Annotated in this window: 23 protein-coding genes and 1 tRNA gene; 15 read left to right on the top strand and 9 right to left on the bottom strand. The window is 40.8% G+C overall.

The window, feature by feature from the left end; genetic code table 11:
- Positions 1-643: 643 nt before the first annotated feature.
- The 8 genes from QZZ41_RS12565 to aroC all read right to left on the bottom strand — a co-directional run bounded on the left by QZZ41_RS12565 (position 644) and on the right by aroC (position 11,685).
- Complete coding sequence (locus QZZ41_RS12565) at positions 644-2,899, bottom strand: D-alanyl-D-alanine carboxypeptidase family protein (RefSeq protein WP_295072717.1); 2,256 nt, start codon at positions 2,897-2,899, stop codon at positions 644-646.
- A gap of 300 nt (positions 2,900-3,199) precedes the next feature.
- Positions 3,200-5,176, bottom strand: coding sequence for a DUF5620 domain-containing protein (locus QZZ41_RS12560; RefSeq protein WP_295072714.1), 1,977 nt, complete (start codon positions 5,174-5,176; stop codon positions 3,200-3,202).
- Positions 5,177-5,405: 229 nt separating this feature from the next.
- Positions 5,406-6,749, bottom strand: a complete 1,344-nt coding sequence (locus tag QZZ41_RS12555) for a CdaR family protein (protein ID WP_295072711.1) — start codon at positions 6,747-6,749, stop codon at positions 5,406-5,408.
- On the bottom strand, positions 6,746-7,633 hold the full coding sequence (cdaA, locus tag QZZ41_RS12550) for a diadenylate cyclase CdaA (protein ID WP_295072708.1): 888 nt from the start codon (positions 7,631-7,633) through the stop codon (positions 6,746-6,748). The genes QZZ41_RS12555 and cdaA overlap by 4 nt, the downstream gene beginning before the upstream one ends.
- A 140-nt stretch (positions 7,634-7,773) precedes the next feature.
- On the bottom strand, positions 7,774-8,910 hold the full coding sequence (locus tag QZZ41_RS12545) for an aminotransferase class V-fold PLP-dependent enzyme (RefSeq protein WP_295072705.1): 1,137 nt from the start codon (positions 8,908-8,910) through the stop codon (positions 7,774-7,776).
- Positions 8,897-9,112: a putative Se/S carrier-like protein gene (locus QZZ41_RS12540; RefSeq protein WP_295072864.1), complete on the bottom strand. Its 216-nt coding sequence runs from the start codon at positions 9,110-9,112 to the stop codon at positions 8,897-8,899. Before QZZ41_RS12540 ends, QZZ41_RS12545 begins: the two co-directional genes overlap by 14 nt.
- A 421-nt stretch (positions 9,113-9,533) precedes the next feature.
- Entirely contained in the window at positions 9,534-10,562 is a 1,029-nt protein-coding gene (locus QZZ41_RS12535) for a 3-deoxy-7-phosphoheptulonate synthase (protein ID WP_295072702.1), read from the bottom strand.
- A gap of 31 nt (positions 10,563-10,593) precedes the next feature.
- Positions 10,594-11,685, bottom strand: coding sequence for a chorismate synthase (aroC, locus tag QZZ41_RS12530; protein WP_295072700.1), 1,092 nt, complete (start codon positions 11,683-11,685; stop codon positions 10,594-10,596).
- Positions 11,686-11,928: 243 nt separating this feature from the next.
- Between aroC and glgB the strand changes: the two genes are divergently transcribed.
- Together glgB and QZZ41_RS12520 are read left to right on the top strand one after the other, a co-directional pair.
- Positions 11,929-13,719, top strand: a complete 1,791-nt coding sequence (gene glgB, locus QZZ41_RS12525) for a 1,4-alpha-glucan branching protein GlgB (protein ID WP_295072697.1) — start codon at positions 11,929-11,931, stop codon at positions 13,717-13,719.
- Positions 13,720-13,826: 107 nt separating this feature from the next.
- Positions 13,827-13,915, top strand: a tRNA-Ser gene (locus QZZ41_RS12520).
- 477 nt (positions 13,916-14,392) lie between these two features.
- Here the strand turns inward: QZZ41_RS12520 and QZZ41_RS12515 are convergent.
- Positions 14,393-15,397: a hypothetical protein gene (locus QZZ41_RS12515; protein WP_295072694.1), complete on the bottom strand. Its 1,005-nt coding sequence runs from the start codon at positions 15,395-15,397 to the stop codon at positions 14,393-14,395.
- Between the two features lie 283 nt (positions 15,398-15,680).
- On the opposite strand from QZZ41_RS12515, the gene QZZ41_RS12510 reads away from it, so the two are divergent.
- The 13 genes from QZZ41_RS12510 (at position 15,681) to QZZ41_RS12450 (ending at position 24,452) form a co-directional block, all read left to right on the top strand.
- A complete protein-coding gene (locus tag QZZ41_RS12510; RefSeq protein ID WP_295072692.1) occupies positions 15,681-16,235 on the top strand; it encodes an RNA polymerase sigma factor in 555 nt (184 codons plus the stop codon).
- Positions 16,222-17,424 carry a hypothetical protein gene (locus tag QZZ41_RS12505; RefSeq protein ID WP_295072689.1) on the top strand — a complete coding sequence of 401 codons (1,203 nt, stop codon included), beginning with the start codon at positions 16,222-16,224 and terminating at the stop codon, positions 17,422-17,424. Before QZZ41_RS12510 ends, QZZ41_RS12505 begins: the two co-directional genes overlap by 14 nt.
- A gap of 122 nt (positions 17,425-17,546) precedes the next feature.
- A complete protein-coding gene (locus QZZ41_RS12500) occupies positions 17,547-17,900 on the top strand; it encodes a hypothetical protein (RefSeq protein WP_295072686.1) in 354 nt (117 codons plus the stop codon).
- 13 nt (positions 17,901-17,913) lie between these two features.
- Positions 17,914-18,342 carry a hypothetical protein gene (locus tag QZZ41_RS12495; RefSeq protein WP_295072683.1) on the top strand — a complete coding sequence of 143 codons (429 nt, stop codon included), beginning with the start codon at positions 17,914-17,916 and terminating at the stop codon, positions 18,340-18,342.
- 371 nt (positions 18,343-18,713) lie between these two features.
- A complete protein-coding gene (locus tag QZZ41_RS12490) occupies positions 18,714-19,646 on the top strand; it encodes an ETEC_3214 domain-containing protein (protein ID WP_295072680.1) in 933 nt (310 codons plus the stop codon).
- 268 nt (positions 19,647-19,914) lie between these two features.
- Positions 19,915-20,844 carry an ArdC-like ssDNA-binding domain-containing protein gene (locus QZZ41_RS12485; RefSeq protein WP_295072677.1) on the top strand — a complete coding sequence of 310 codons (930 nt, stop codon included), beginning with the start codon at positions 19,915-19,917 and terminating at the stop codon, positions 20,842-20,844.
- 12 nt (positions 20,845-20,856) lie between these two features.
- The gene (locus QZZ41_RS12480) at positions 20,857-21,873 is read left to right on the top strand and encodes a DUF6329 domain-containing protein (RefSeq protein ID WP_295072675.1); all 1,017 of its coding nucleotides are present in this window, start codon (positions 20,857-20,859) and stop codon (positions 21,871-21,873) included.
- Between the two features lie 13 nt (positions 21,874-21,886).
- Entirely contained in the window at positions 21,887-22,339 is a 453-nt protein-coding gene (locus tag QZZ41_RS12475) for a hypothetical protein (protein ID WP_295072673.1), read from the top strand.
- 4 nt (positions 22,340-22,343) lie between these two features.
- The gene (locus QZZ41_RS12470; RefSeq protein WP_295072670.1) at positions 22,344-22,613 is read left to right on the top strand and encodes a DUF4314 domain-containing protein; all 270 of its coding nucleotides are present in this window, start codon (positions 22,344-22,346) and stop codon (positions 22,611-22,613) included.
- Positions 22,610-22,957, top strand: a complete 348-nt coding sequence (locus tag QZZ41_RS12465) for an LPD28 domain-containing protein (RefSeq protein WP_295072667.1) — start codon at positions 22,610-22,612, stop codon at positions 22,955-22,957. Before QZZ41_RS12470 ends, QZZ41_RS12465 begins: the two co-directional genes overlap by 4 nt.
- A 3-nt stretch (positions 22,958-22,960) precedes the next feature.
- Positions 22,961-23,215: a hypothetical protein gene (locus QZZ41_RS12460; RefSeq protein ID WP_295072664.1), complete on the top strand. Its 255-nt coding sequence runs from the start codon at positions 22,961-22,963 to the stop codon at positions 23,213-23,215.
- Between the two features lie 126 nt (positions 23,216-23,341).
- Positions 23,342-23,539: a hypothetical protein gene (locus tag QZZ41_RS12455; protein ID WP_295072661.1), complete on the top strand. Its 198-nt coding sequence runs from the start codon at positions 23,342-23,344 to the stop codon at positions 23,537-23,539.
- 91 nt (positions 23,540-23,630) lie between these two features.
- A complete protein-coding gene (locus tag QZZ41_RS12450; protein WP_295072863.1) occupies positions 23,631-24,452 on the top strand; it encodes a DNA adenine methylase in 822 nt (273 codons plus the stop codon).
- Positions 24,453-24,464 lie beyond the last annotated feature (12 nt).

The raw sequence follows: 24,464 nt of genomic DNA, 5'->3' as shown, positions 1-24,464 counted from the left end.
TTGCGCCGGCGGTTTTTCCTCTTTTTCCTGAAAGGTGTGTTCATAGACGGGGTGTGTGCGAATCCGTCTCAGTTGAAGCGTCTGGAGGTATGTTAGACACTTCACGGGGGGAACAATGAAGTTTTTTATGAGTGTGTTTTTCCTTGGTATGACTATATTATATATCATGGGGGGCGGATTTGCAATAACAGAGCAATCACGGTTTGAATACAGTTTGGAAATCAATTGCTTACGGAATGTATTTCATCGGTTACATAATTCTGACAAAAATGACAATAGTAATAATGAAAGTATTTAAGCCGTTAGCTGTTAGCCATTAGCCGAAAGTGTCCGCTTAGGCTCACATTATTTAAATTATTCGCCGAAGGCGACACATTTGCTATTAGCTAAAGGCTAAGGGCTAATGGCTGTATTACACAATGTTTTCCTTTCCAATTTCAATTTAAAGTTTTATGTGTGCTGTAAGAAATTTCTTTGTACTTTTTTTCGCTTTCTGCATAATATAATGTAAGCGGCAATATGAGCGCGTCGTCAGGAGGTGGAGCAGTCTTGTTCCCGTGAATAGCTTCCCGACATACGGCGAAGCTTCGGAAGGCTGCTTTCATATAAAATAAAGCTGCCGAGACTTCGGCAGCTTTGCTGTTTATCTGTAGTATGAGTCGATATCAAGGTATTCTTCAAGGCACAGACCGCTGTTGTAAACTGCTGTGGCTGTATCTACTCCGAGATATCTTATATGCCACGGTTCATAGCGATAGCCTGTTATGGCTTCCTTGCCCTTTGGGTAACGGATTATAAAGCCGTATTTGTGAGCGTTCTTTGCGAGCCATTCACACTCGGGAGTACCTAAGAAATCATTGCTTATGGAATTGACATCTATGGCGAGTCCTGTCTGGTGTTCCGAATGTCCCGGTCTTGCAGAATATGTATCTGCAGCTGCCTGTCCGTCGGAAGCTACATAGTTATTGTATATCGCTTTCTGTGTAGCGTATGAACGGAAGCCTGATGAACACTGTATCTTTAATCCCAGCTTTGCAGCATCTTCTGCAAGCTTGTTGAAGCTGCCAAGTGCAAGGGGATTAAGTGCAGTCGCACTGAAGTTTTCGGGGAGACTGTAGGTCTTGTTTACAACTAATATACCGTCGATATATGTTGCGCCGTTTATTGTCTGAACAAGGTGTTCGGACTGAGTTACTGTAGTTGTGGCAGTTGATGTTGTTGAAGTAGTTGTAGTGGTCGATGTTGTGGTAGTTGAAGTCAGAGTCGTAGTAGTTGTTGTGGTGGTAGTGGAAGATGTTGTAGTTGAGGAAGAAGTGACAACAGAACCGCTGTGTACTGTAACTGATATATCAGCCTTTATATTCGGGTTTGCTTTGCTTATTACTGATATTACGCACTTTCCGGGGGCTATACCCTTGATATTTCCGTACTCGTCAACGCTGGCGATAGCGGGATTTGAGCTTGTCCATACTTCCTCGGTATTCTCTGCCGTTAATGGGAGCATTGTAACGTATGCGATATCCTTGCCGCCCACAGCGAGATCCATTTCGTATTTGCTGAGCTTTATCTCTCTTACCTTTTTCGGATTAGTCACTATAACATTTATAGTTGCTTTTACATCAGGATTTGATTTGCTTGTGACTGTTATTGTACACGTTCCTTCGGAGACACCGCTTACCCAGCCTGATGGATCAACGGTTGCGATACTTGTATCAGAGCTTTTCCATGTTTCCTTCTTGTTTGTGGCATTTGAAGGAAGCATCGTTACATAAGCTATATCGCCGCCGCCTATTGGTATGGACATATTGTATTTGCTGAGCTTCATTGATGTTACCTTGTTAGGGTCCTTTACTGTGACCTTTATCTCAGCCTTGACGGCAGGATTGTTTATGCTCTGTACGGTGACAATGCAGTTTCCTTCCGCAAGAGGGAATATCCAGCCTTCATTGTCGACTATTGCTACGCGCTCGTCGGAGCAGCTCCATATATCACGATAGTCTGTTACAGTCAGTGGGAGCATAGTAACGTATGATATTCCGCCGCCGTCGCCTACAGTAAGAGTCATCTCGGTCTTGCTGAGCTTTATTCCCTGTACCTTGTAAGGATCCTGATACGAAGTTGTAGCAGCGGTAAGTATAGTTGTTGATGTTGGGACAGCTGTTGTGGTCACGGCAGTAGTTGTTGTAGAAGAACTTGTGACCGTTGTCGTACTCGTTGGCGGAGCTGATACTATAGATACGACAGGTGCAGCTGTTGTAGTTGTTGATACAGCAGTGCTCGTTGTTGTTACTGCCTTTGTGGTAGTAGTTGAAGAAGCGGTTGATGTTGTAGTTGCTTTAGATGTTGAAGAAGTTTTTGAGGTGGATACAGCAGTTGTGGTCTTGGATACAGTTGTCGAAACAGCTGTCGTTGTAGTTGTAACAGGTGCTGCTGTAGTAGTGGTCGTTGTTGCGGACAGCTTGTCAGCCTTGAGGAAGTTCTCAAGTGAAAGAGTGCCGTTTGTGGATACATAGGAGTAATATGAAAGTATGCACGAAGCATCGATAGAATCAATATGATGATCTGTGTTTACATCAGCTGCATTAGCCTGCTCGAAGGTAAGACCTGAGGACATATTGTTTGATATCTTTGCATATGCCTTCAAGATCAGCGATGCATCGTTTGCGTCAATGAATTTGTCGTTATTTATATCACCGAGAGCGTTTATGGCGGCTTCTTGTGATGTTCCCTTAACGGAATGAATGTTAGCTTGCGCTGTTACTTCTGCTGTATCTGCGATCGCAGCTGTGCCGTATGAAGTAACATTGTTAGGATATTCAGCGTTGGCAGCGAATGAGGAAAGCTGTCCTGTACATAATGCAAACGACAGCACAGACACTAAAAATCTTTTGACATTCATATTTTTCTCCTTCTATAATTGTGACGATGTATATCATTTTGTGCTTTTTACAACACAAATGCCGCTTATTGTTATATGATTATGTTAAACGGCAGATTTCATTATAACACTCTTAAAGTCAAAATGGAAGATATAATAGGAAAAAATACGGATTTTTTTGCTATTTTCGGTGTTTTCCATAAAAAAGAGCTGCCCGATAACGGCAGCTCTTGAACAATGTTTGTTTTTTATATAATGTATAATTTTACCATTTTTCGGAAAAACAGCTTGTAAAAAACGGTTTGCTCCGATATTATCTTCTTATTTATACGACTCGGGAAGCTCTGTAATGAGGTTGAGGAGTCTCTTCTGTATAGATGCAGCATCGTTTGAAGTGAGTCCTGTACCGTTCTGGTATACGTCACCGTTTGCGATACCCTGTTCGGTGATATGGTGATCGTCAGTACCCTTTACACCGTACTTGTTAGGATTTGCAAGGCTCTGCATTATGATTACAGCATCGCTGAGGTCCATGTCGCCGTCACAGTTAGCATCGCCCCAGACTGTTACCTTTGGTGTTGGCGAAGTGGTTGTTGTGGTAGTTGTAGTAGTGGTCGTAGTCGTAGTAGTTGTTGTAGTCTCAACTACATCGTAGTATACCTCGATATCGTCAACTGTGATAGAGTCGGACTCACCGTAGTAATAGCCGAATACAACGTTTCCTGACGGATTTACGATGTTCTTTTCGGGCTTGTCGCCTGTGATGGTTGCAGGAAGTACCCACATTATCTCTGCGGACTTGCCTGCGTTGAGTATAACAGAGTTTACAGGCTCCTGATACCAGTAATCATCAGCTTTATTTGTTGTGCCTGTACCTGTGCCGTAAACAAGCTTCTTTACGTCCTTCTTTGCGGAAACATCAAATCTGATAGCGTAGACCTTCATATTGTCCTCTATACCGAGGTCGGAATAAGCTACTTCAAGGTTCTTCTTTGAGTCAGATGTAGCTGTGCAGTCAAGCGACTTGCCTATAGTACTCTTCACAGACTTGGTATAGGGGACAGTCTTTGTTATTGTATATGTAAGTGCAGCACTTGTGATAGTAACATCATCTTTTTCTGTTATCTCGGTATACTTTGTAGCATCCTTTGTGCCGTACCAGAACTGGAAGCCGATAGAATCGTTTCCTGCTGTGGTCTGATACTTCTGTACTTCGGCGGGAACGTCCCAGACACATTCTATCCATTTGCCTGCGCCTTCGAGAGTTGTACCTTCACCTATATCCTTGATACCGAATTCAACGCCTGCGTCCTCGAATTCCTTGCGTGAATCCTCACCCATTTCGTTGTACCAGTATCCGGCAGTATCCTTGCCCTCTATTATGCCGCTCTTAGCGTATTCTGTATCGGCAGGAGAGCCTTTTTCTACGTTGGTTCCGCAGCCGTACATGAATTTATCAACGTCGAAATCTGTCTCAACGATAACATCAAGTGACTCTATGGTGATGCCCTCGGTCTCGGTTATGCCGAAATCGCTGTACTTGAATTTATGGCTGTTGATAGGGGAGTCGTCTGTTATCTTTTCTCCCTTTGAAGTGTAATAGTCCTCATCATAGCCTACTGTGAGCTTATAATCAAGGTCGTCAAGCTGTTTTGTTACAGTTGATGAAATAGTAGCAGTACCGTCCTTGTTGTCCTTGAAGCTCCATGCGCCGCTCTTTGCGTTCTTTGATGTTGTAGATGAGCTGCTTGAAGATGAAGAAGATGAGCTGCTTCCACCCTTGAAATCCACACTTGTGAGAGTAACGGAGTTGTCCACCATATCGCTCTTGGAGTTATCCCAGTGTGCCGAATAATAGCATCTGAATTCAAATGAGCCGCCCGGCTTTATACCAGCCTTTTTCAGGTCGATAGTGATAGTGCTCGATGATTTGTCAAGCTTGCAGGCAGTACCCTCTACCTTTGAATTTTTTCCGCCTTCCATCCACTTGCCGCTCTTGTCAAGTTCGAGCCAGTATGGATCTTCTGCGGTCGAGCAGCCGAAGCCGTATGAAAAGCTCTGTCCCGAGTAGCTTGTGCTCAGAGTGAATGTAACAGAGTCAGCACCGCCCTCAGGGAAAGTGCCCTTGTATACAGAGTCTACCTTCATAGTCTGAGACAGCTCTACGTTTCTGACAGCTGCTATATTTCCCGACGGAGTTGCAGCAACTGCGGGCATAGCATATAACGGGAGAGCAGTAACTGCCATTGCAAGGCTCATTACAGAAGCGGTTATTCGGTTGGAGAGATGGTTTTTCATTGTGTATCATCCTTTCAGATAAGATTAAATAAAATAAGATCGTACATCACTGTACACGCACATTATAGCACTCTTATGACGTTGAAATGTTAATAAAATGTTAACAAGCGGTAAAATTCGGCATAATGTTTTAATATGTTGTGAATAATTTGTGAAAAATTGCTAATGCTATGTATCTGTATGAACAAAAAAAGCTCCGCTGTACATTAGTACAGTGGAGCTTTTGATATCAGTTTGCACTTGTAGTTGCTGTCGTGGAAGACTGAGAGGTTTTTCCGTCTTTCGGAGTCTTTTTTATCTCTACCTTCTTATCGCCTACAGCCCATACATTATCGTATGTATAACACGATACAGTAACGTTATACTTGAACTGATCGCTGGAGGTGTCTGCTCCGAGGAGATTGACACGGGCACTGAGATCCTTTGCTGTGAGTTCGTTGATTATGTCCTCAGGTCCTACGATCTTGACTTTTACCTGACCGGTAAGTATCGTATAATCATTATTATCGCTGGGCTTGTTGGTAAGAGGTATATCTTCACAGTTGATAGTGACCTCCTTAGATGAAAGACCTTCACTGTTGAGAGTAACATTGATCTTGTCTATTCCCGATATATTCTTCAGGTTGCTGTCTGCCAGCAGCTTATCTATCTCTGTATCCCATGAGTATCCGATATCAAGTGCGCTGAGACGGATAGGTATCGTCAGTGTATCAGGGATATTTGACTCGGTATCCATTGCCGCGATCGGGATACTTTCAGGTGTTATAGTGAAATTGAGACAGTCGGGATTGAAGTTATCGGGCCATACTCCGAGACCAACATCAAGCTTTACAGTCTTTTGTATACGTACAGGTATATGCATACTTACGCTCTGTGCTTCAACGCCGAATTTGATACCCGTATCGTCAAGACCTGTTCCGTTTTCGTCAAGTATCTGGAAAGCTTCGCCTGCCATATCAGATTCTCTGTCAAGGGTAGCATCTTTATTTGATACCACATAACATTCGGCGATCTTTGCAAGCTGCTGAGAAGGACCTGTGATCTTTATCTCGTCAGGTGTGCAGGTGATCTCATCATCGTAATAAGACATACCCTCCACAGTTTTCAAATTCTGGAGCTTTGGCTTGAGCGAGATAGTTTTGGTCTCAAACTTATCAAGATATACCTTTATGGTCGACGGACTACAGCTGATGTTTGACATTCCTGAGCCGTCCTTGCTTTTTACTTCGACTTTAAGCTCTCTTGAACCTATGGTATCTATATTGTTAAAGTCAACGTAAGCTATGATATTGTCATTGGTGAGCTTGTTGAAATCGGTACGGCTGCAGTCAAAGCTGACATTTACGGTAACTTTTTCGGGAGAAAGCACCTGCAATCCGTTTTCTGCTGCGGAAGTACCGCTTACATCAAGGGATACTGGAATGTTGTACAGGTGTCTTGAAGTAGACGGAAATATCTTCATAGCGATTATGAACCAACAGGCTATGGCGCATATCAAAGCAATGACAAAAAGCATGGCGTTGCTTTTCGCGTCCTTTGGATTATGCGGCTTTCCGGGATTTAAAAAACTCATTTTTTCTTCCTCCTTTCGGAGAATGAAGAAAAGATATTCTTCTTGCCTATAGATATTTCTGTCTTATCGTTGAAGAGCATATCTTCAAGCAGTAGTTTAAGCTTATCGTGAGTATAGTCTCTTGTGAGAGTACCGTTTACTGCTACGGAGATCTGACCTGTTTCTTCGGAAACAACAACGACTACGGCATCTGAGTTTTCACTCATGCCTATTGCAGCTCTGTGTCTTGAACCGAGCTTTTTATTGATTATAGCGTCATTCTGCGGCTTTGGCAGGAAGCAGGCTGCGGCAAGTATTATGCCGTCTCTCATTATAACAGCACCGTCGTGGAGAGGTGTTTTCGGGTAGAATATATTTCCGAACACTTCCTTGCTGGGTGTTGCATTAAGTATAGTGCCTGTTTCAATCTGTTCGCCCAGACGCACCTGTCTTTCAACGACGATAAGTGCGCCTGTACAGGTGGCGGAAAGCTCTACGCATGAATCACATATGGCTTCGATAGCAGGACCCCAACGCTGTTGTAATTCATCGTTGTTCTGTCCGATACCGAAAAGATGTATTCCGAAACGGGTACGTCCTGCTTTCTCAAGAGCTCTTCTGAGCTCAGGCTGGAAGAGGACTATCATTGCAAGAACACCCATACTGAGAGCTTTATTCAGTAAATAGCTTACGACATTGAGTTCAAGAGCAACGCTTATAAAATAGCTGGCAACAAGGAATAAAATTCCCTTAACGAGCTGACCTGCACGGGTCTCACGTATAAGCTTCAGCAGAATATAGATAACGTATGTAAGGATAAGAACGTCTATTACGTCTTTAGCTTTGAACGTACTTATTACGCTGAGAAAAGCATCCAGCACATCCTGGAGTTTGGTTTTGAACAATTATATACACCCCCTCGGGGAATTATTACACATATTTATTTTGCGTCATCTGTTTATGTATGAGGACGGCTGTCCTCATAGCTGACTGCGCAATACTATATTATTATTGTACCACAAATTCAGATAATTTCAATAGTTTTTTAAGAATTTTGTAAATTTTTCATTGTCTTAACAAAAAGTACAAGATTTTTTACTTCGGTTTCTGTGTTAAATACTGACGGTGCAAAACGCACAGTGCCGTTTTTAGTCCCGAGGGAAGCGTGAGCAAGTGCTGCACAGTGGTATCCTGCGCGGAGACAGTAGCCTTTTTCAGCAAGCAGGTTGGCTGCTTCCTCAGATGAAAAGCCGTCGATATTGAAGGATACGATCGGAGCATATTCCGCATTGCTGTCACGGTAGAAGGTAATGCCATCCGTATTTTCAAGCATTGAAATGAACATTCTGCAAAGCTTTTCTTCGTGGCGTCGTATATTTTCCATGCCGTAGGAGTTTATATAGTTTATGCCTGCACCCACGGTAACTGCACCGATGATATTCGGTGTTCCGCTTTCAAGACTGTCGGGGAGCATATCAGGCTGGAAAAGACGCAGGGAATCGCTTCCCGTGCCGCCTTGTATTATCGGATATACAGGAAAGCTGCCGTCAGTTATAAGGAGACCTGTGCCCGTGATGCCGTAAAGTCCCTTATGACCTGCGGTACATAGTATATTTATGCCGCTTTCGAGCTTTATATCATATATGCCGCATATCTGTGCGCCGTCTGCTATGAAGCATATGCCGTTTTCACGGCAAAGGGCGGCTATTTCCCTGTAGGGGAGAAGCTGACCTGTAACATTGCTTGCAAGTGTGCAGACTATTGCTTTTGTGTCGCTGCGGATAAGGCGGCGGAAGCTTTCCACAGTCTGCTCCGTATCAGCAAAGACCTCGGCTATTGAAAGAGTCACGCGCTTTTCGGCTGCAAGAGTGAATGAGGGACGGGCTGCGGAATTGTGCTCGAGACTGCTTATGATAAGGTGTCCGCCGTCTTTCATCACTCCCTGTATCGCCATATTCAGAGCGTGTGTACAGTTAAGCGTAAAGACGGTGTTTTCAGTTTCTGCTCCGAAAAATCCTGCGACGGTCTCACGGGCGGAGTAAAGTGCCTCTGAGGTACGCATGGCAAGCTCGTGACCGCCTCTGCCTGCATTGCCTCCGTAATTGCGTATGGCTTCCACAGCGGCACGGCGTACGGGCAGCGGCTTGGGATAGGTGGTGGCTGCGTTGTCAAAGTTGGTCATCGCTTTCACCTCCGTCATTTACGACAGAATAGGGTATACCGCGGCTTTCAAGGAGCTTAACTGCGCTTTCACTGCTCCCTGCAATGTGGACTGAGTAGCCGCAGCCTCGTTCAGAGCTCTTTTCTCGCCTTTTTATCATGCATGGATAGCCCCGTGACCGCAGAAGCCGCTGTGCTTTGACAGCGTAGGTATATGAGGGCATATCTAGAATACTGTTGGTCAATAGTATCACCCCTGACTGCTGCGTATTGCGCAGGTCAGCAGGAAATGCGGTACTGTTTATTATATGTAGATATGACAGAAAATGTCATAATAAAAAGTACGAACTTAACTTCAATACTTATATAGGAAATTTTATGCTGATTATTGAGAGAACCCCTTTTGAAAAAGGGGCTTCTCTCAAACTCTCTCCCGAAAACTTCTGTTTTTATTTTTTTCCAGATAGGGCGCGAACAAGCAATAAAAAAGACCTGTCAAAATGCAGGTCGCGCTCTATCTGGAAAAAAATCAGATAAAAGTCTTTGGAAAGGGGTTCGGGGGAAAACCTTTCCTCAGAAAGGGTTCCCCCGATAATTAACTATAAACTTCTATATGAGTGCCGAGATTAAATTCGCACTTTTTTATTAAAGCTGTTCTGCGATATCGTATACAAGCTTTTCTGTCTTTGTCCAGCCGAGACATGGGTCTGTGATAGACTTGCCGTAGATGTTTTCGCCTATCTTCTGTGCTCCGTCTTCGATATAGCTCTCTATCATAAGTCCCTTGACCAGCTTCTTGATGTCATCGCTGTGGCGCATACTGTGGAGTATCTCCTTGGATATTCTTATCTGCTCCTCATAGCGCTTGCCTGAGTTAGCATGGTTGGTATCTACGATAAGAGCAGGATTTTTCAGTTCCTTTTCTGCATATGTCTGTGCAAGGTTGTAAAGATCCTCGAAGTGATAATTCGGGAATGACTGTCCCTTGTCGTTGACATAGCCGCGGAGGATAGCGTGTGCATAAGGATTTCCGTCACTTCTAACCTCGCAGCCTCTGTATATGAAAGCATGGTGGTGCTGTGCAGCTGTGATAGAGTTCATCATTACGGAAATATCGCCGCTTGTTGGGTTCTTCATACCAACAGGGATATCAACTCCGCTTGATACCAGTCGGTGCTGCTGATTTTCTACAGAACGCGCACCGATAGCGATATATGAAAGAAGGTCGTCAAGATAGCTGTAATTCTCGGGATAGAGCATCTCATCAGCAGATGAAAAGCCTGTTTCCGAGAGGACTCTCATGTGGAGATGTCTTACAGCTATGATGCCGCTTTTAAGGTCAGGCATTGCAGCAGGGTTTGGCTGGTGGAGCATACCCTTATAGCCTGCACCTGTAGTTCTTGGCTTACCTGTATATATTCTCGGTATCATAAGTATCTTTTCGCTGACCTTTTCCTGAAGCTCACGCAGACGGGTTATATAATCCAGTACGCTGTCCTCGTTGTCGGCGGAACAAGGTCCGATAACGAGGAGGAACTTGTCAGACTCGCCGCTGAATATCTTCTTTACTTCTTCGTCACGTTTAGCCTTGATGTCGATAAGCTCCTGTGAGAGCGGATGAGCAGCCTTCAGTTCAGACGGATGAGGCAGCTCGCGGATAATATTAAGTGCCATATTACTTTTTCCTTTCTTAATGAAAAGCGTTTTACGCTTTCAGCCAGTCTGTTCCGAAACGGAGCGACAACTGGTCGCAGAGTACAAGAGCGGTGATGCTGTCTGCCACTACTCTTGCACGGTGAACGATTGCAGGGTCATGTCTGCCCTTTATCTGCAATGTGGTATTTTCAAGTGTGTTGAGGTCGATAGTTTCCTGTTCCTTGTAAATAGAAGGAGTAGGCTTTATTGCTGTCCTGAAAAGTACAGGCAGTCCTGTGGTTATACCGCCGATGATACCGCCGTTGTTGTTGGTAGCGCTGTAGATTTTTCCGTCAGCTGAACGGAAAGAGTCATTGCACTGGCTTCCAAGCATATCGGCAACGGCAAAGCCTGCGCCGAATTCCACGCCCTTAACGGCAGGAATACCGAAAAGTGCATGAGCAAGTACGCTTTCGAGGGTGTCGAACCAGGGTTCGCCTACACCTGCGGGAAGTCCCGTAACAATAGTTTCAAGCCTGCCGCCTACGCTGTCGCCGGCGTTTTTTGCAGCAGTTATTGCAGTCTTCATTTCTTCGGCTTTCTTTTCGTCAAGAACAGCGAATTCCATAGAATTGAGCTGCTTTATGTCGTCTTTGATGTTATTGAACGGTCGGTCATAGACTCCGCCGCATGATAAGATATGAGTTGCTATGTTTATATTTTTAGAGCGGAGAGCACTTATTGCCACTGCGCCTGCCGCAACTATTCCTGCTGTTATCCTGCCCGAGAAGTGTCCGCCGCCGCGGAAATCCTGAAAGCCGTGATACTTCATCTGTGCGGAAAAGTCTGCGTGTCCGGGACGTGCCTTGTAAGCGAGCTCGCCGTAATCTTTGCTTCTTGTGTCCTGATTTTCTATGATAAACGTCATAGGAGTTCCTGTAGTTTTTCCGTTAAAGATTCCGCTGACTATCCTTACCTTGTCTGCTTCGCGTCTTGCTGTGGAAAGAGCACCGATAGACTGTCTCAGCTGCATCTGCTGTGCTATGAAATCCTCATCTACGGGGATACCTGATGCCATTCCGTCAAGCACTGCGCCGATAGCTTCGCCGTGACTCTCACCGAATACGGTTACGGAAACGCTTGAACCAAAGGTGTTTTTCATTATTTCATCTCCCTGATAACGTTTTATGCCCCGATATCCATATTCGGAACACTATTAAATTATATCACTGAGTCAAAAATATGTCAACACGGCAATTTAACGATTTGCAGGTACAAAGTGCTAAAGTAAATAGTGATTTTGTATAGGTGCAGCTGCTCCTTTTTGTCGTATTTGACATCATTGACTTTGACGATATATCGTGTTATAATCAGAAAAGAGAGATCGGTGACGGGAGCTGATAGTATGGACATTATGAGTTTTTACAAGGGAGAGGAATTTGAAGCATATAAATATTTCGGTGCTCATATCACTGAAAAGGGAACTGTTTTTCGTACATATGCGCCGAATGCGTCAAAGGTATCGGTAATAGGCGATTTCAGCGATTGGAAGGATATCCCCATGAAGTCTGTTGAGGACGGCAGGTTCTTTGAGTTATGTCTGCCCGAAGCTGAGGAAGGTATGCGGTATAAGTACCGTATTTACGATAAAAAAGGTGAATTCATCGACCATTGTGATCCCTATGGGTTTGGCATGGAGGTGCGCCCCGGAACTTGCTCCGTTATAAGGGACATTGATGACTATTCCTTTACAGATGATGAATGGCTGAAAAATCGCACGGACTGCCATGACAAGCCCATGAATATATATGAAGTGCATCTCGGCTCATGGAAAAGGCGTTCAGATGAAGAGGAGACAGGCTGGTATTCCTATGCCGAGATAGCTGACGAGCTCATCGCTTACGTTAAGGAATACGGCTATAATTTCATCGAATTCATGCCTCTCAGCGAGCATCCATGCGATGAGTCGTGGGGCTATCAGAGTACGGGATTATTTGCTCCTACTTCGCGTTACGGCACTCCTTCTGAGCTTATGGAGCTTGTGGATAAATGTCATAAAAACGGCATAGGCGTAATAGTTGACTTTGTTCCTGTGCATTTTGCAGTTGACCACTATGGACTTACCGAGTATGACGGCACTAAGCTTTATGAATATCCTGACGACAGTGCAGGGTATAACGAGTGGGGAAGCCGCAACTTCAATCACTCGAAAGGTGAGATAAGGTCTTTTATACAGTCGGCTGCCGATTATTGGCTGAGTGTGTATCATTTCGATGGACTGCGCATGGACGCTATTCGCAATATGATATACTGGAACGGCGATGAACACCGCGGAGAGAACCGTACTGCAATAGAGTTCATAAAAGCTATGAACTGCGGACTTAAAGCACGTCATTCTTCTGCTGTCATAGCCGCAGAGGACTCCTCAGCATATCCGAGAGTGACTGCTCCTGTTTTTGCAGGCGGTCTTGGGTTTGACTATAAATGGGACTTGGGCTGGATGCATGATACGCTGGAGTATTTTCAGAGTGCGCCGATGTACCGCTCACGGGACTATCATAAGCTGACTTTTTCCATGCTTTATTTCTATAATGAGAAGTTCATTCTTCCGCTTTCCCATGATGAGGTAGTCCACGGAAAGGCTACAGTCGCACAGAAGATGAACGGACAGTATCCCGAGAAATTTCCGCAGGCGAGGGCTTTGTATATGTATATGATAGCTCACCCCGGCAAGAAGCTGAACTTTATGGGAAGTGAGTTCGCTCAGCTCAGGGAATGGGACGAGAAGCGTCAGCAGGACTGGGATATGCTGAAATATCCGCTGCATGACTCTTTCCGTGAGTTTATCAAAGCTCTTAATAAGATATATCTTGATCATAGTGCGCTTCACTACGACCATGATCCCACAAACTTTGAGTGGTCGGACTGCAATGCAATAGAAAGGTGCATTTACGCAATTAGGAGGAAGTCCGCGGAAGGCGATATACTTGCAGTGTTCAATTTCTCGGACTGGTTTCAGTCAAAATATTCCGTCCGTATAGGCGATGAGTACAGTGCAGAACTGCTTCTTGACTCCGACGATCAGCTCTACAGCGGTACTACACCGCATGGAAAAACAGCATTTTCGTGCAAAGACGGCAGACTTGATATGGATATCCCGCCGTTCAGCGGCAGAATGTTCCTGCTGACTAAATAATACACAGAGCAGGGGAAATCCTCTGCTCTTTTTGTTATAATATTATTTTTTTACAATTCTCTTGATTTCCAAACAGCAGTGTGATATAATATTATAGTAATTTTTATGCAGTGGTATCGAAGTGGTCATAACGGACATGACTCGAAATCATGATGCCCCTTGAGGGACGTGGGTTCGAATCCCACCCACTGCGCCAAAATGGTGAATCAATTTAGATCCCAAGCTAAAAACTCCCGATTTTACGGGAGTTTTTTTGTTTTAAGAGAGAAAAATTTTCAAGGTGAAGCCGTAGATCCCGAGCCATAAAAATTGGATTCGAACCCTTTTAAGGAACCTTTTCAGAGCTGCTTTTGATGTTATCAGGAGTCAAAAACGAATAATACACCACAAAAAGGAAAAAATATAATATAGAATTTTAAAGCGATTTCAAAGCCGATTTTGTTGGCTTTTTACAGAAACCATACAGAGTCTTTTGTTATTAAATATTGAAAAATGTTTTTTGTTTTATTACAGAAATATTATGGTGATAATTATTTGCAAATTAGGAAAATTAGTTGCAGATTAGGAAAAAATATAGAAAACATCGTATAAATAAGTTATAATTATAGTAGTATAATTATATAGAAAGAAAAGCTCCGCATTGCGGAGCTTCTCTGATAAACTATATCTATATTCAATTTATTCCGAGGAGTTTTTCTTGTATCGCCTGAGCATCGCCAACTGTTATACCGTTATCGTCAAGGTCAGCGTTATAGCTGCCTTGTGTTGAGAGCTGGTATTTATTTGGATTTGCAAGAGTCTGCATAATAAGAACCACATCGGACATATCCATTTGTTTATCACAGTTAGCATCGCCGTTTATTGAATTATATATATCTATTTTAGAACCCTCTATTTTTTCCCCGACTGTTTCAGGGGTTACCGCAATACATTTAGCACCTGTAGCGTTAGTTATCTTACTTGCGGCTGCTATTTCATCCAGATAGTTCATTTGCGTATCGAAAACAACATCTATAATTTTGTCACTAAGTTCTTCGATATGGCATGGCAAATTATCTTCATCAATAACTGCTTGTATTTCATCTTTTTTATCATTACATTTAAAATATGAAGTGAAATGTTGGCGTTTTGTTCCATCGGTATTTTCTCTCCATTCGTACTGAGGATGACCGATCCTATATAATGCAGAAATATAATCATAGCCGATAATATCATCTTTAACTATAGAAAACAATTCCTTAGCCTGTAATAATGATATTTCGTCTCCTGTTTGGGAAGAAATTTCTATTTCCTTTATTATTACTCCATCTGTGTTATAAGCTACTCCTTTTTCAACTTTAGTGTTAGGTATTTTTTCTGCAATAGCTTCATTTAGTTTTTTTTCATCTGCATCATCTAACATTTTTATTACTACATAAGGGCTGGACTGTTTTACAGCTATTACTTGCCCTATTTCATTTATATAGTAAACAGCACCTCTTTCTATTTCATATTCCTGAATCTCAAGCGCACTTGCATCTTCAATTCTTGAATATGGATATCCATATCCTTCAAGTAATTCTGCAAATCTTTCACTGGTTCTGCCATCGACCATAGCATTGGCTGTTAAATTTGCAGATAATGATATGGTTGTTACTGCTGACATCAATGCAGCAATTATTCGTTTGTTCTTTTTCATGAGAAGACCTCCTTTTTATTTTGAAAATAAGGGTGGTGATTGTTTTTTTCACTTATTAGTCGTTTTATATTTATTGTTGTCTAAGTTAAATGACAAAAAAATATATATTTTAGATATTTAACGAGATAATAAAAGATGTTTTATGTTTCTATTTGTTTATGATATATTTTAAAAATTTTCCTTAGACAAAAGTTGTATTTGTGCGACTAAGTAATAGAGAGGATTATGGCTGATTTTATATAATACTTGCTCTTAACCTGGAACTTTTGAAAGGAGGAACCATATGGATAATGGTGTGAGCAGTTACCGCCGTTTCCTTTCGGGCGATAAAGATGGTCTCGTAGATATAATTCGCACACATAGAGACGGTCTTACTTTGTATATTTTTAGTATTGTCGGAAATATGGATATAGCTGAAGAAATAATGGAAGATACCTTTGTAAAGATATATGTAAAAAAACCGAAATATTCTGAGAAAAGCTCTTTTAAAACATGGCTTTATTCTATAGGCAAGCATACTGCAACTGATTATATACGTAAAAAAACTCGTATTTCAATTATTCCTTATGATAGTATTATAGATATTTCTAATGAAGAAAACATGGAACATTCATTTGTGAAAAGTGAAGATAATATTACTCTTCATAAAGCTATGCAAAGGCTCAAACCCGATTATGAACAGGTACTGTATCTTGTTTTTTTTGAACAGTTTTCAAGTGATGAGACTGCCAAAGTAATGAATAAGACAAACAGGCAGATAAGAAATCTTTTATATAACGCTAAAAAAGCTCTGAAAGCAGAGCTTGAAAAGGAGGGATTTGTTTATGAAAACTTATGATGAAACTATTGAAAGTATTTTCTCTAAGGGAGATGCTTTAATTGAGAAAAAAAGAATACAGATAAAGAAAATAGAAAGAACATCGGCTACTGTATCAGGAATATGTGCTGCTGCTATCGTTAGTGTGGGTGTATGGCGTATTACATCATCAAATAATCTTAATAACAATAATTATAACGAAAACTATATTTTAGATGATGTTGAGAATAATTTTGAATCTACAGAAAAAGTAACTAATATGATAACTACAAAATCTATATCTTCTTTTTCTTCAACTACTTCAAATAAAACTATTACTACAAAAGCAATAGATTCAGTTTCGACAACATGTTATTCCGGTGTTATGACAACTGAAATGCGTTCTCAAACTATACCTGCATCTAATACTATTTTAACTACCGCCAAACCTGACAATGTTAAACAGATTTCGACAATTCCACAAATAACTCAACCTCATACAACTACTGTAGCATTAACAACTCAAATTGAAAATCCAACAACAATACCAGAAAATCCATATAATCATGAATCATCATTACAAAATAAATTTATAGAAATAAAAATAAAAAAAGGTATGGAGTCTGCCATAGGTGAAGATAACTACAAAACATATAGTTATACAAACGTTTTGGTCGAAGATGATTTAATCGAAAATATATTTGATAAACAACATATTCAAACAGAATATTATGCGGATAATGAACTAAAAACAATTGAAACAGATATAGAAATGTATAGCATAAAGGATATTTCCTCCAAATCAGCAGTAGCAGTAAATTTTTTAGATGATGATAAATATTACTTTTATTTTGATAAAAGTTATTATCCTAACACGTTAAGTAAGCTCATAGAAGATCTTGCGTTAAGTTCAGATGGAATAAATGATACAGCATATGTAAATTTAGATAATAAAGAATGTAAAGGTTTCGATATAAATAAAGTTTGGAATATGATTACTGAAAATATAGATCTTCCTAATAAGAGTAAATATTGCAGTAAAAATGGAATAGTAATTGTTCCTAAAATTAGTTTTTATTATACTTCACCATATATAAATGCTATTTCTGGTTCATTTGGTATTTCAGAAAATGGTTATATCTCTACTAATATTGGAAGAATTGGTTCTTGTTACTATATCGGTGAGGATAAAGCAAATGAGATAATAAATTATATAATTGAAAATTATTAGTTTATATGATATATAAACAAGTAGTACAATCGTTCCTCTGCGGTGTCGCTCTCAGTTCTGTTTGCATGGCCATTCCAGTTTATGCAAAAGCTTATGCTTATACTACTGGATCAACCTCGACTATGACAGTTGACAGTGAAGATTTTACTGCATTTAATACGTTGTATACTGGTCGTGAAGGAAATGACGCTCATAAGTTTGCTCGTGGCTATATCGATATTGATACTTATTATAATCAGCCTGCAAATAAAATGGGAGTACAACCAGTAATATATAATAATTCTGATATTGCTGTTGTTACTGGAAATTGGTATTATAATACTAGTAATGTTTCTGGAATGAGTCATTCAGTTACATTATCAGGTTTTTCTGGTTCACCATATTTAAAAGCAAAAGGAAATATAAAAATTAAATACTCAAATTTCTACATTAATTATAGTTCAAATGCAACTATATTGCTTAATGATTATTCATGAGGAGATGATTATAATGAAAAAAGTATTCAGAAGTTCTATCATAGCCGCCTCATTACTGGCAGGTTTTTCACTTACAACAGGTATACTTGCTTATGGAAGCTCTAAGAGCAATGAAAAGGTCATATATGCCGATAGAGAGAAAACTCAAATAATAGAACATTCTCATAAAAAATATGAGGTCAATGGCAATGGTCAGACCTATGGTACTACAGGAGATGTTATATATATTGAGGATTATCCCGATCTTGTTGCTGTAATGGGGGACAACGGAAAAATCGGCTATGCTTACAAGGAAGATTTCTTAGGACCTGATATGACTCCTGAAGAAGTTGAGAAATATATGGAGGCTGTCGAAAACGGGACATATGTACCAAGATCATTCAACGTATATGAGTCTGACGGAGTTACCATAATAGACACAATGACAGAAAAGCTGTCATAATTATTATTTCGTCCGCACAGGCTGACACAGCAATTACGCATTAAGAATTAAAAAAGCTGCAAATGATGCGCTGCTTCAGTCTGTCATAGCCCTCTGATTCAATCTGAATCAGGGGGCTATATTTTTGTAAAAGTATAAAATGAAAAAATATAGAGTGAGAAAGGAACATGTACAATTGATGCATTCTATGATGTTTTCGCAAGACCATGTAGCACATAGGAAATTTCCTTGTGATTGTTTACATATTTATATTGAAAATATCTCCACTTTAAGGTATAATAAAATAAACGCGGCATGATATTATAGAACTCAATAATCACATTCAATGTCGTATTTGAAAAAATCGTTATATTATAGAAATAGGGGATAAAATGAAAATTCATATTATAAAAAACAACAAATTACACTCTTTTAAAATAACAAAAATAGACCATCACAAATCTAAAACAAGAAACAATTATAAATCAAAACTTAAAAAATTTTTTGCCTGTGTTCTGTCGCTGTTTTGTGCTCCAATTATTACTGCTTATTTAGCGGACTATTTGATTGAAAAAAGCCTATTAAAATTGGCAAGAGAAGAAAAAATAAATATGCAAATTGATACTCTTGAAAATATTTATATAGGTTGTTCTAAAGAGTGGATAGATGATAAATTAGGTGTTCCAACATTTACATATACTTGTGATGGAACTATTACGCTAATTGATATGACACCTCAGGAAATGCAATACGATTTTTTGAGTTGTATTTATGTAACAGATTTAGCTGTTTGCAAAGTATACTTTGAAAAAGAAGATCTTTCGTGTCAGGCATTTTATATAACTTCCATAAATGAAAAGTATGTTATAAATTTACCTTCAACATATAAACGTTATGTAAATAATAAACCTATTGGTGATTTTTCTTATTATGACATATATGGTTCACCAACAATTATTGGAGGAGGTATTTCAAATGGAAATTTAAGAACTTTTTATGGAGAGACTTTTTATTATAACTCAGCTGGCAATTATTATAATTTTATATTTGGCAATCTTGATTATGGTATTGACTGTCCTTTTGAAATTTCCATTTGTGGAACAGAAATAGAATGGGATGATAAAACCATTGAAAATCCTCCCAAAGTATTAGGAATGCAAAATATAAAAAATAGAAAAGAAAACATTCCCAATACTTTTGGACTATCTACAGGTGCTATTCCAGATCAGTTGGCTTGGACTTTATTATATGATAGCAGAGGATTTGATAGTTTTCAGTTAAAAAAAGAACCGTTTTATTATCTAGATGACACGGATAAACCATAAACAGTATTTTTATACGTTATTTTAAAAATGAATGATTTTCAAAGACTAAAGTACTCATGTTTACAGATGAAATCATGAATACGAGTGGCGGTAAAGGTAGTTTTTATGAGGTGAAATTCGATTATATAGCTGACTTTGTTTTATGCAGAGTCGGCTTTTTGGCATATATACATAATTTTCATGACAAGGGAGGTCGATAATACTGGCATGGAAGAAAAAGCTCACGCTGCAGCAGAAAGCTGAATATAAGGCTGAAAAGCGTGAGGAAATGCAGAACTTATTCAAAAAGATCGATGATGGCGTTAAGGCTGTTTTTGAGTCAGATAGTTACAAAGAATGCCTGCGGTATATGAGTAAATTCACGAATTACTCCGCAGGCAATTGTATTCTCATTATGCTTCAGAAGCCCGATGCAAGCCTTGTAGCAGCATTCGGCAAGTGGAAGGAACTCGGCAGGACTATCAACAAGGGAGAGAAAGGTATAGCCATACTTGCTCCTATGTCCTTCAAGAGTAAAGAAATCAAGGAGCAACCTGTTACGGACAGCTGCGGCAATCAGGTATACAACGCTGACGGAACTGAGAAAAAAGAAAAGGTTGAGGTCGAACAAACTTCAATCGGCTTCAAAAAGGTACATGTCTTTGATGTATCTCAGACCAGCGGCAAGCCTATTCCCGAATATGTCCATGAGCTTAATGAAGCTTTAGAGGACGAGCACGTTGAAGTTGTAATTAATGCTGTTCACGATATAACAGGTATTCCTGTGGATTTCGAGGATATCAGCAGCGGAGCAAAGGGATATTACAGCTACGGCGAACAGCGAATAGTGATACAGGAGAATCTCAGCGGCGCACAAGCCGTAAAGACTGTTATTCACGAATGCGCTCATGCCCTGCTGCATGATCCCGATAAAAAGCTCCCAACGGCGAATACTTCCCGAAGTGATAAGGAAGTACAGGCTGAATCGGTGGCGTACATTGTGGCTTCGAGGTACGGTATAGACACAAGTGATTACAGTTTCCCATATATTGCCTCATGGAGTCAAGGCAAACAGCTTGAACAGCTCAATCGCTTCCTTAATGAGATACATTATACTGCTAGGACGATATGTGATGCCATAGACACGGAGCTTCAGGCATTATCCGAAAACCAAACAGAAGAACAGACCGAGGACAAGTTCCTCGGCATTTCTATGTAAGGAGGTATTTTTTTGATAGGAATCCTTATAAAAAACAATGAGAAAGCACTGTTTACAGGACTTCCAAAGGAAACAGAAAAACTTGAAAAGCAGCTTGCAGGTATCGGACTGAATGTACCACTGCAGGAAATAAACCTTTCAAATCATAATGATATCGGCTATAAGCTTGAGATATATGCTCAGAGTCAGATTGACATGGAGGTAGCTTCAAGAATAATTCTGCATGATAATATCGGTCTGCTTAATGACCTTATGCTGTACATTTCAAACAGAGATGCTGATAAAATGTATGACAGGATATGTGAAAGCCATGCTGAAACGATCTCAGACCTATATAACGAATTAACGACTCCGCCAGAGCTCGAAACTACTGATAAGCTCGTCATAAGGACTACGCTTAACTATAACGCAAACTTCTATGAGCCTGCTGACTGCATAGTTGAGAAAGCCATAGCTATACCGCATGAAGAATATGATGCCCTAATCAATATTACTGACAGCTGCTATGATTTTATTGCTGAAAATCAGGAGTGTATGTATTACGATAAAGATAACAATAATCATTGTATCCTTATCTATGATGATACAAGCGGTGATGGAGTTATAATTAATGCTGACGGTTGTAATTACCCGAAATATTCAGCATTTGTTCCTCATGCAAAAACTATGCTTGAACAGCATGAACTGGAGCAAAGCGGACTGAAAACAGTCAAAGCTCCCATTACAGAGAGCGAAAAAAGGCTTCTTGATACCATATCGAGTGCAGCAGACAGGATAGCAACATTCGCGCATCTCGGTCATAAGGACTTCACTATTGAAGATGTTCTGAAAGACCTTGATTGCTCTCTGGACGATGTACACGATATGCTGCTTAATGCTATCGCACAGAAAGTCAGGAAGCTTGACGGGATAAGTTCTGTTGAAGTCAGTAACCTCAACATTCCACTGCAGCCCGAAATAACCGTTACAACAGAAGAAACACAGAATATGATCGCTGATACTGAAGAGATCGGCGGTCTTTCTTTATGATCGGAGGTAAAATATGAAATTTGTAAAACTAAAGCTCTTTTCACCGATAATGGTAAAGGGAGAAGCGCCATACGAAAATCCGTGGGACGGCGGCGACGATTACCGCGTCCTTATCGAGCGTGAGAAGAAAAAATGCAGGAATGAGATATATGTAAGTTCTTGTAATGCACTTACCCCTGTTTCTCTTCCGCAGTGCTTTGAACACCGCATTTATTCTGCAGTTCCTGCTATTGAGGAAAAGAACGGCAAACTCATGCTCTGCCTTAACTGTGAATGTTACAGCACACTTGCGGAATCTGAGCTTGATGAGCTTTGCACCTGGTGGGAGAAAAGGGTTGTACAGGCGAATGAAAGTCTCAGTAAAATGCAAATAAAAACAAGAAAACTCGGCAGGATAATCATTTACCTGTGGTTTATGAACGGGTGGGCTATAGAGCCCATATTTCCTGCCATGCAAAGGAGCTGATATTATGAGAATGCCAAGTGAAAGAGAAATAGAATACTACCGCAGCCGTTATCCTGCAGGAACAAGGATATGCTGTGATTGTATGTCTGACGATCCCAGACCTGTACCACCCGGTACTACGGGAACTGTTATAGGCGTTGATGATATGTGCAGCATTATGGTGAGGTGGGATAACGGGCAAGGGCTTTCTCTTGTTCCCGGAGTTGACAGCTTTCATGTCATATCTCAGGAAGAAAGCCAGTCAGAAGCTCATGACATGGGTATGCAGCTATGAAGGTAAATGCAGCAGAAGAAGACTTTGAGCTTATGGAGCTTTTCGGACAGACAGTGCTTTTCACAAATATGAGAGTTGACCGAAGCACAGTACCCGAAGGTCTTTATGCATACGATGTCAGACACGATGATGACTGTACAGGCGAAATATGTGAGATAAAGCCGTCTGTAATGGTAAATCACTGGGGTACGATCATCTGTAAAGAGCCTATTGAACTGGATGAGTTCTGGCATAGCAAATTTGTTGATAAGGATGATTACAGTTATCTCGGCGATAGCGTAAAGCTTGATGAATATATAAATACGGACTGTTATGAAGAAGAGTCCGCAGAAATGGAGATGTAATAAATGTCAGAAAAGAAAAAGCCAATGAGCCCGATAATAGGAGCTAACGGAAATATTTTCAATTTACTTGGGATTGCTTCAAGGACATTAAAAGAAAACGGTATGGCTGAAGAAGCAAAGGAAATGTATAACCGCGTTACTTCTTCGGATGACTATCTGAAAGCACTCTGTATTATCGGCGAATATATTGAGCCCTGCAGAGAACAGGACTTGCAGGCAGAAACTGAAGATGCCGAAAGCCTATCCCAGCAGTTATAAATACTGCTGTTAATATATATATTTCAAAAACAGCGACGGCTCGGCAGAAATACTGTCAATCTCGGAGCAATAAAGGAGGAATGAAATATGGATACGTCCTGATAACCTTTGAGGGAAGGAGGTCGTATGCAGACACGCAAAAGATACGAAAAAGCAAGTGTTACACTTAATGGAACTGTACCGTCAATGCTGAAAAGAGCAAAAACGGTGCTTTCCTGTAAGCAGTACCGCGAGCTGTGTTTCGCCGTCAATGAGGCGGCAGACTATACTACAAAGAAAGGAATGATATCAGCCTGTTTACAGGCAAAGAAGAATAATATTTAAAGCCGCTTGTCGGGAGCAGAAATGTTCCATGCAGGCGGCTTTTTCTGTTTCCGACGCATAAGCGGCGGAAAGGAGGCGTATGAACAGTTTCATGTCATGGGTGGGAGGTAAGAAATCTCTCCGGGACAAGATAATAATACGTTTTCCGCTTAACTATGGGCGGTATATAGAAGTTTTCGGCGGTGCAGGCTGGGTGCTTTTTCATAAAACACCTGAGAAATTTGAGGTTTTCAACGATGCCAACAGTAATCTTGTAAACCTTTATCGCTGTGTACGCAGAAACGCCAGAAAGCTCATATACAAGCTCATGTTTATGATAAATGCACGTGATGATTTTCGCTGCATTGTGCAGCAGCGCAGGAGAGGTCTTTTTACACGATTCCGTGACTACGATAGAGCCGCGAAATTCTATTATCTCATACAGTACAGCTACGGTCACAAAACTGACCAATATTGCTGCAAACCTGTTTCTATGTGGAAGAAGTTCCCGCTTATCGAAAGAGCCGCAGAAAGGCTTCAGTCAGTGGCTATCGAGAACAGGGACTTTGAGGAACTCATAAAGCTCTATGACAGGCCTGACAGCTTCTTCTACTGTGATCCGCCGTATTACGATACGGAGAGCTTCTATAACGATGTGGACTTCAAAAGAGAGGATCACATTCGCCTGAGAAATACCCTGCTCGAATGTGAGGGCAAGTTCCTTGTATCATACAATGACTGTCCTGAGATAAGGGAGCTGTGGGATATCCCCGGTATATACTTTGAGGAAGTTGTCAGACCTAATAATCTTGCACTGCGGTATGAAAACGGCGCCGAATATCATGAGGTGTTTATCAGCAATTACGATACGTCTGAAAGGCGTAATTTAAACCGTCAGTTGTCATTTCTTGACGATGACGAGGAAGGATATTAATAATGAAAAAGA

This window comes from Ruminococcus sp. (assembly GCF_016283395.1).
This window is presented reverse-complemented; position numbering and strand designations above follow the sequence as displayed.

Excerpts from the sequence above, each read along its gene's own strand:
- QZZ41_RS12565 (WP_295072717.1), bottom strand. The coding sequence starts at position 2,899 with ATGAATGTCAAAAGATTTTTAGTGTCTGTGCTGTCGTTTGCATTATGT.
- QZZ41_RS12560 (WP_295072714.1), bottom strand. The coding sequence starts at position 5,176 with ATGAAAAACCATCTCTCCAACCGAATAACCGCTTCTGTAATGAGCCTT.
- QZZ41_RS12555 (WP_295072711.1), bottom strand. The coding sequence starts at position 6,749 with ATGAGTTTTTTAAATCCCGGAAAGCCGCATAATCCAAAGGACGCGAAA.
- QZZ41_RS12545 (WP_295072705.1), bottom strand. The coding sequence starts at position 8,910 with ATGACCAACTTTGACAACGCAGCCACCACCTATCCCAAGCCGCTGCCC.
- QZZ41_RS12540 (WP_295072864.1), bottom strand. The coding sequence starts at position 9,112 with ATGCCCTCATATACCTACGCTGTCAAAGCACAGCGGCTTCTGCGGTCA.
- QZZ41_RS12535 (WP_295072702.1), bottom strand. The coding sequence starts at position 10,562 with ATGGCACTTAATATTATCCGCGAGCTGCCTCATCCGTCTGAACTGAAG.
- aroC (WP_295072700.1), bottom strand. The coding sequence starts at position 11,685 with ATGAAAAACACCTTTGGTTCAAGCGTTTCCGTAACCGTATTCGGTGAG.
- glgB (WP_295072697.1), top strand. The coding sequence starts at position 11,929 with ATGGACATTATGAGTTTTTACAAGGGAGAGGAATTTGAAGCATATAAA.
- QZZ41_RS12515 (WP_295072694.1), bottom strand. The coding sequence starts at position 15,397 with ATGAAAAAGAACAAACGAATAATTGCTGCATTGATGTCAGCAGTAACA.
- QZZ41_RS12510 (WP_295072692.1), top strand. The coding sequence starts at position 15,681 with ATGGATAATGGTGTGAGCAGTTACCGCCGTTTCCTTTCGGGCGATAAA.
- QZZ41_RS12505 (WP_295072689.1), top strand. The coding sequence starts at position 16,222 with ATGAAAACTTATGATGAAACTATTGAAAGTATTTTCTCTAAGGGAGAT.
- QZZ41_RS12500 (WP_295072686.1), top strand. The coding sequence starts at position 17,547 with ATGACAGTTGACAGTGAAGATTTTACTGCATTTAATACGTTGTATACT.
- QZZ41_RS12495 (WP_295072683.1), top strand. The coding sequence starts at position 17,914 with ATGAAAAAAGTATTCAGAAGTTCTATCATAGCCGCCTCATTACTGGCA.
- QZZ41_RS12490 (WP_295072680.1), top strand. The coding sequence starts at position 18,714 with ATGAAAATTCATATTATAAAAAACAACAAATTACACTCTTTTAAAATA.
- QZZ41_RS12485 (WP_295072677.1), top strand. The coding sequence starts at position 19,915 with ATGCAGAACTTATTCAAAAAGATCGATGATGGCGTTAAGGCTGTTTTT.
- QZZ41_RS12475 (WP_295072673.1), top strand. The coding sequence starts at position 21,887 with ATGAAATTTGTAAAACTAAAGCTCTTTTCACCGATAATGGTAAAGGGA.
- QZZ41_RS12470 (WP_295072670.1), top strand. The coding sequence starts at position 22,344 with ATGAGAATGCCAAGTGAAAGAGAAATAGAATACTACCGCAGCCGTTAT.
- QZZ41_RS12465 (WP_295072667.1), top strand. The coding sequence starts at position 22,610 with ATGAAGGTAAATGCAGCAGAAGAAGACTTTGAGCTTATGGAGCTTTTC.
- QZZ41_RS12460 (WP_295072664.1), top strand. The coding sequence starts at position 22,961 with ATGTCAGAAAAGAAAAAGCCAATGAGCCCGATAATAGGAGCTAACGGA.
- QZZ41_RS12455 (WP_295072661.1), top strand. The coding sequence starts at position 23,342 with ATGCAGACACGCAAAAGATACGAAAAAGCAAGTGTTACACTTAATGGA.
- QZZ41_RS12450 (WP_295072863.1), top strand. The coding sequence starts at position 23,631 with ATGTCATGGGTGGGAGGTAAGAAATCTCTCCGGGACAAGATAATAATA.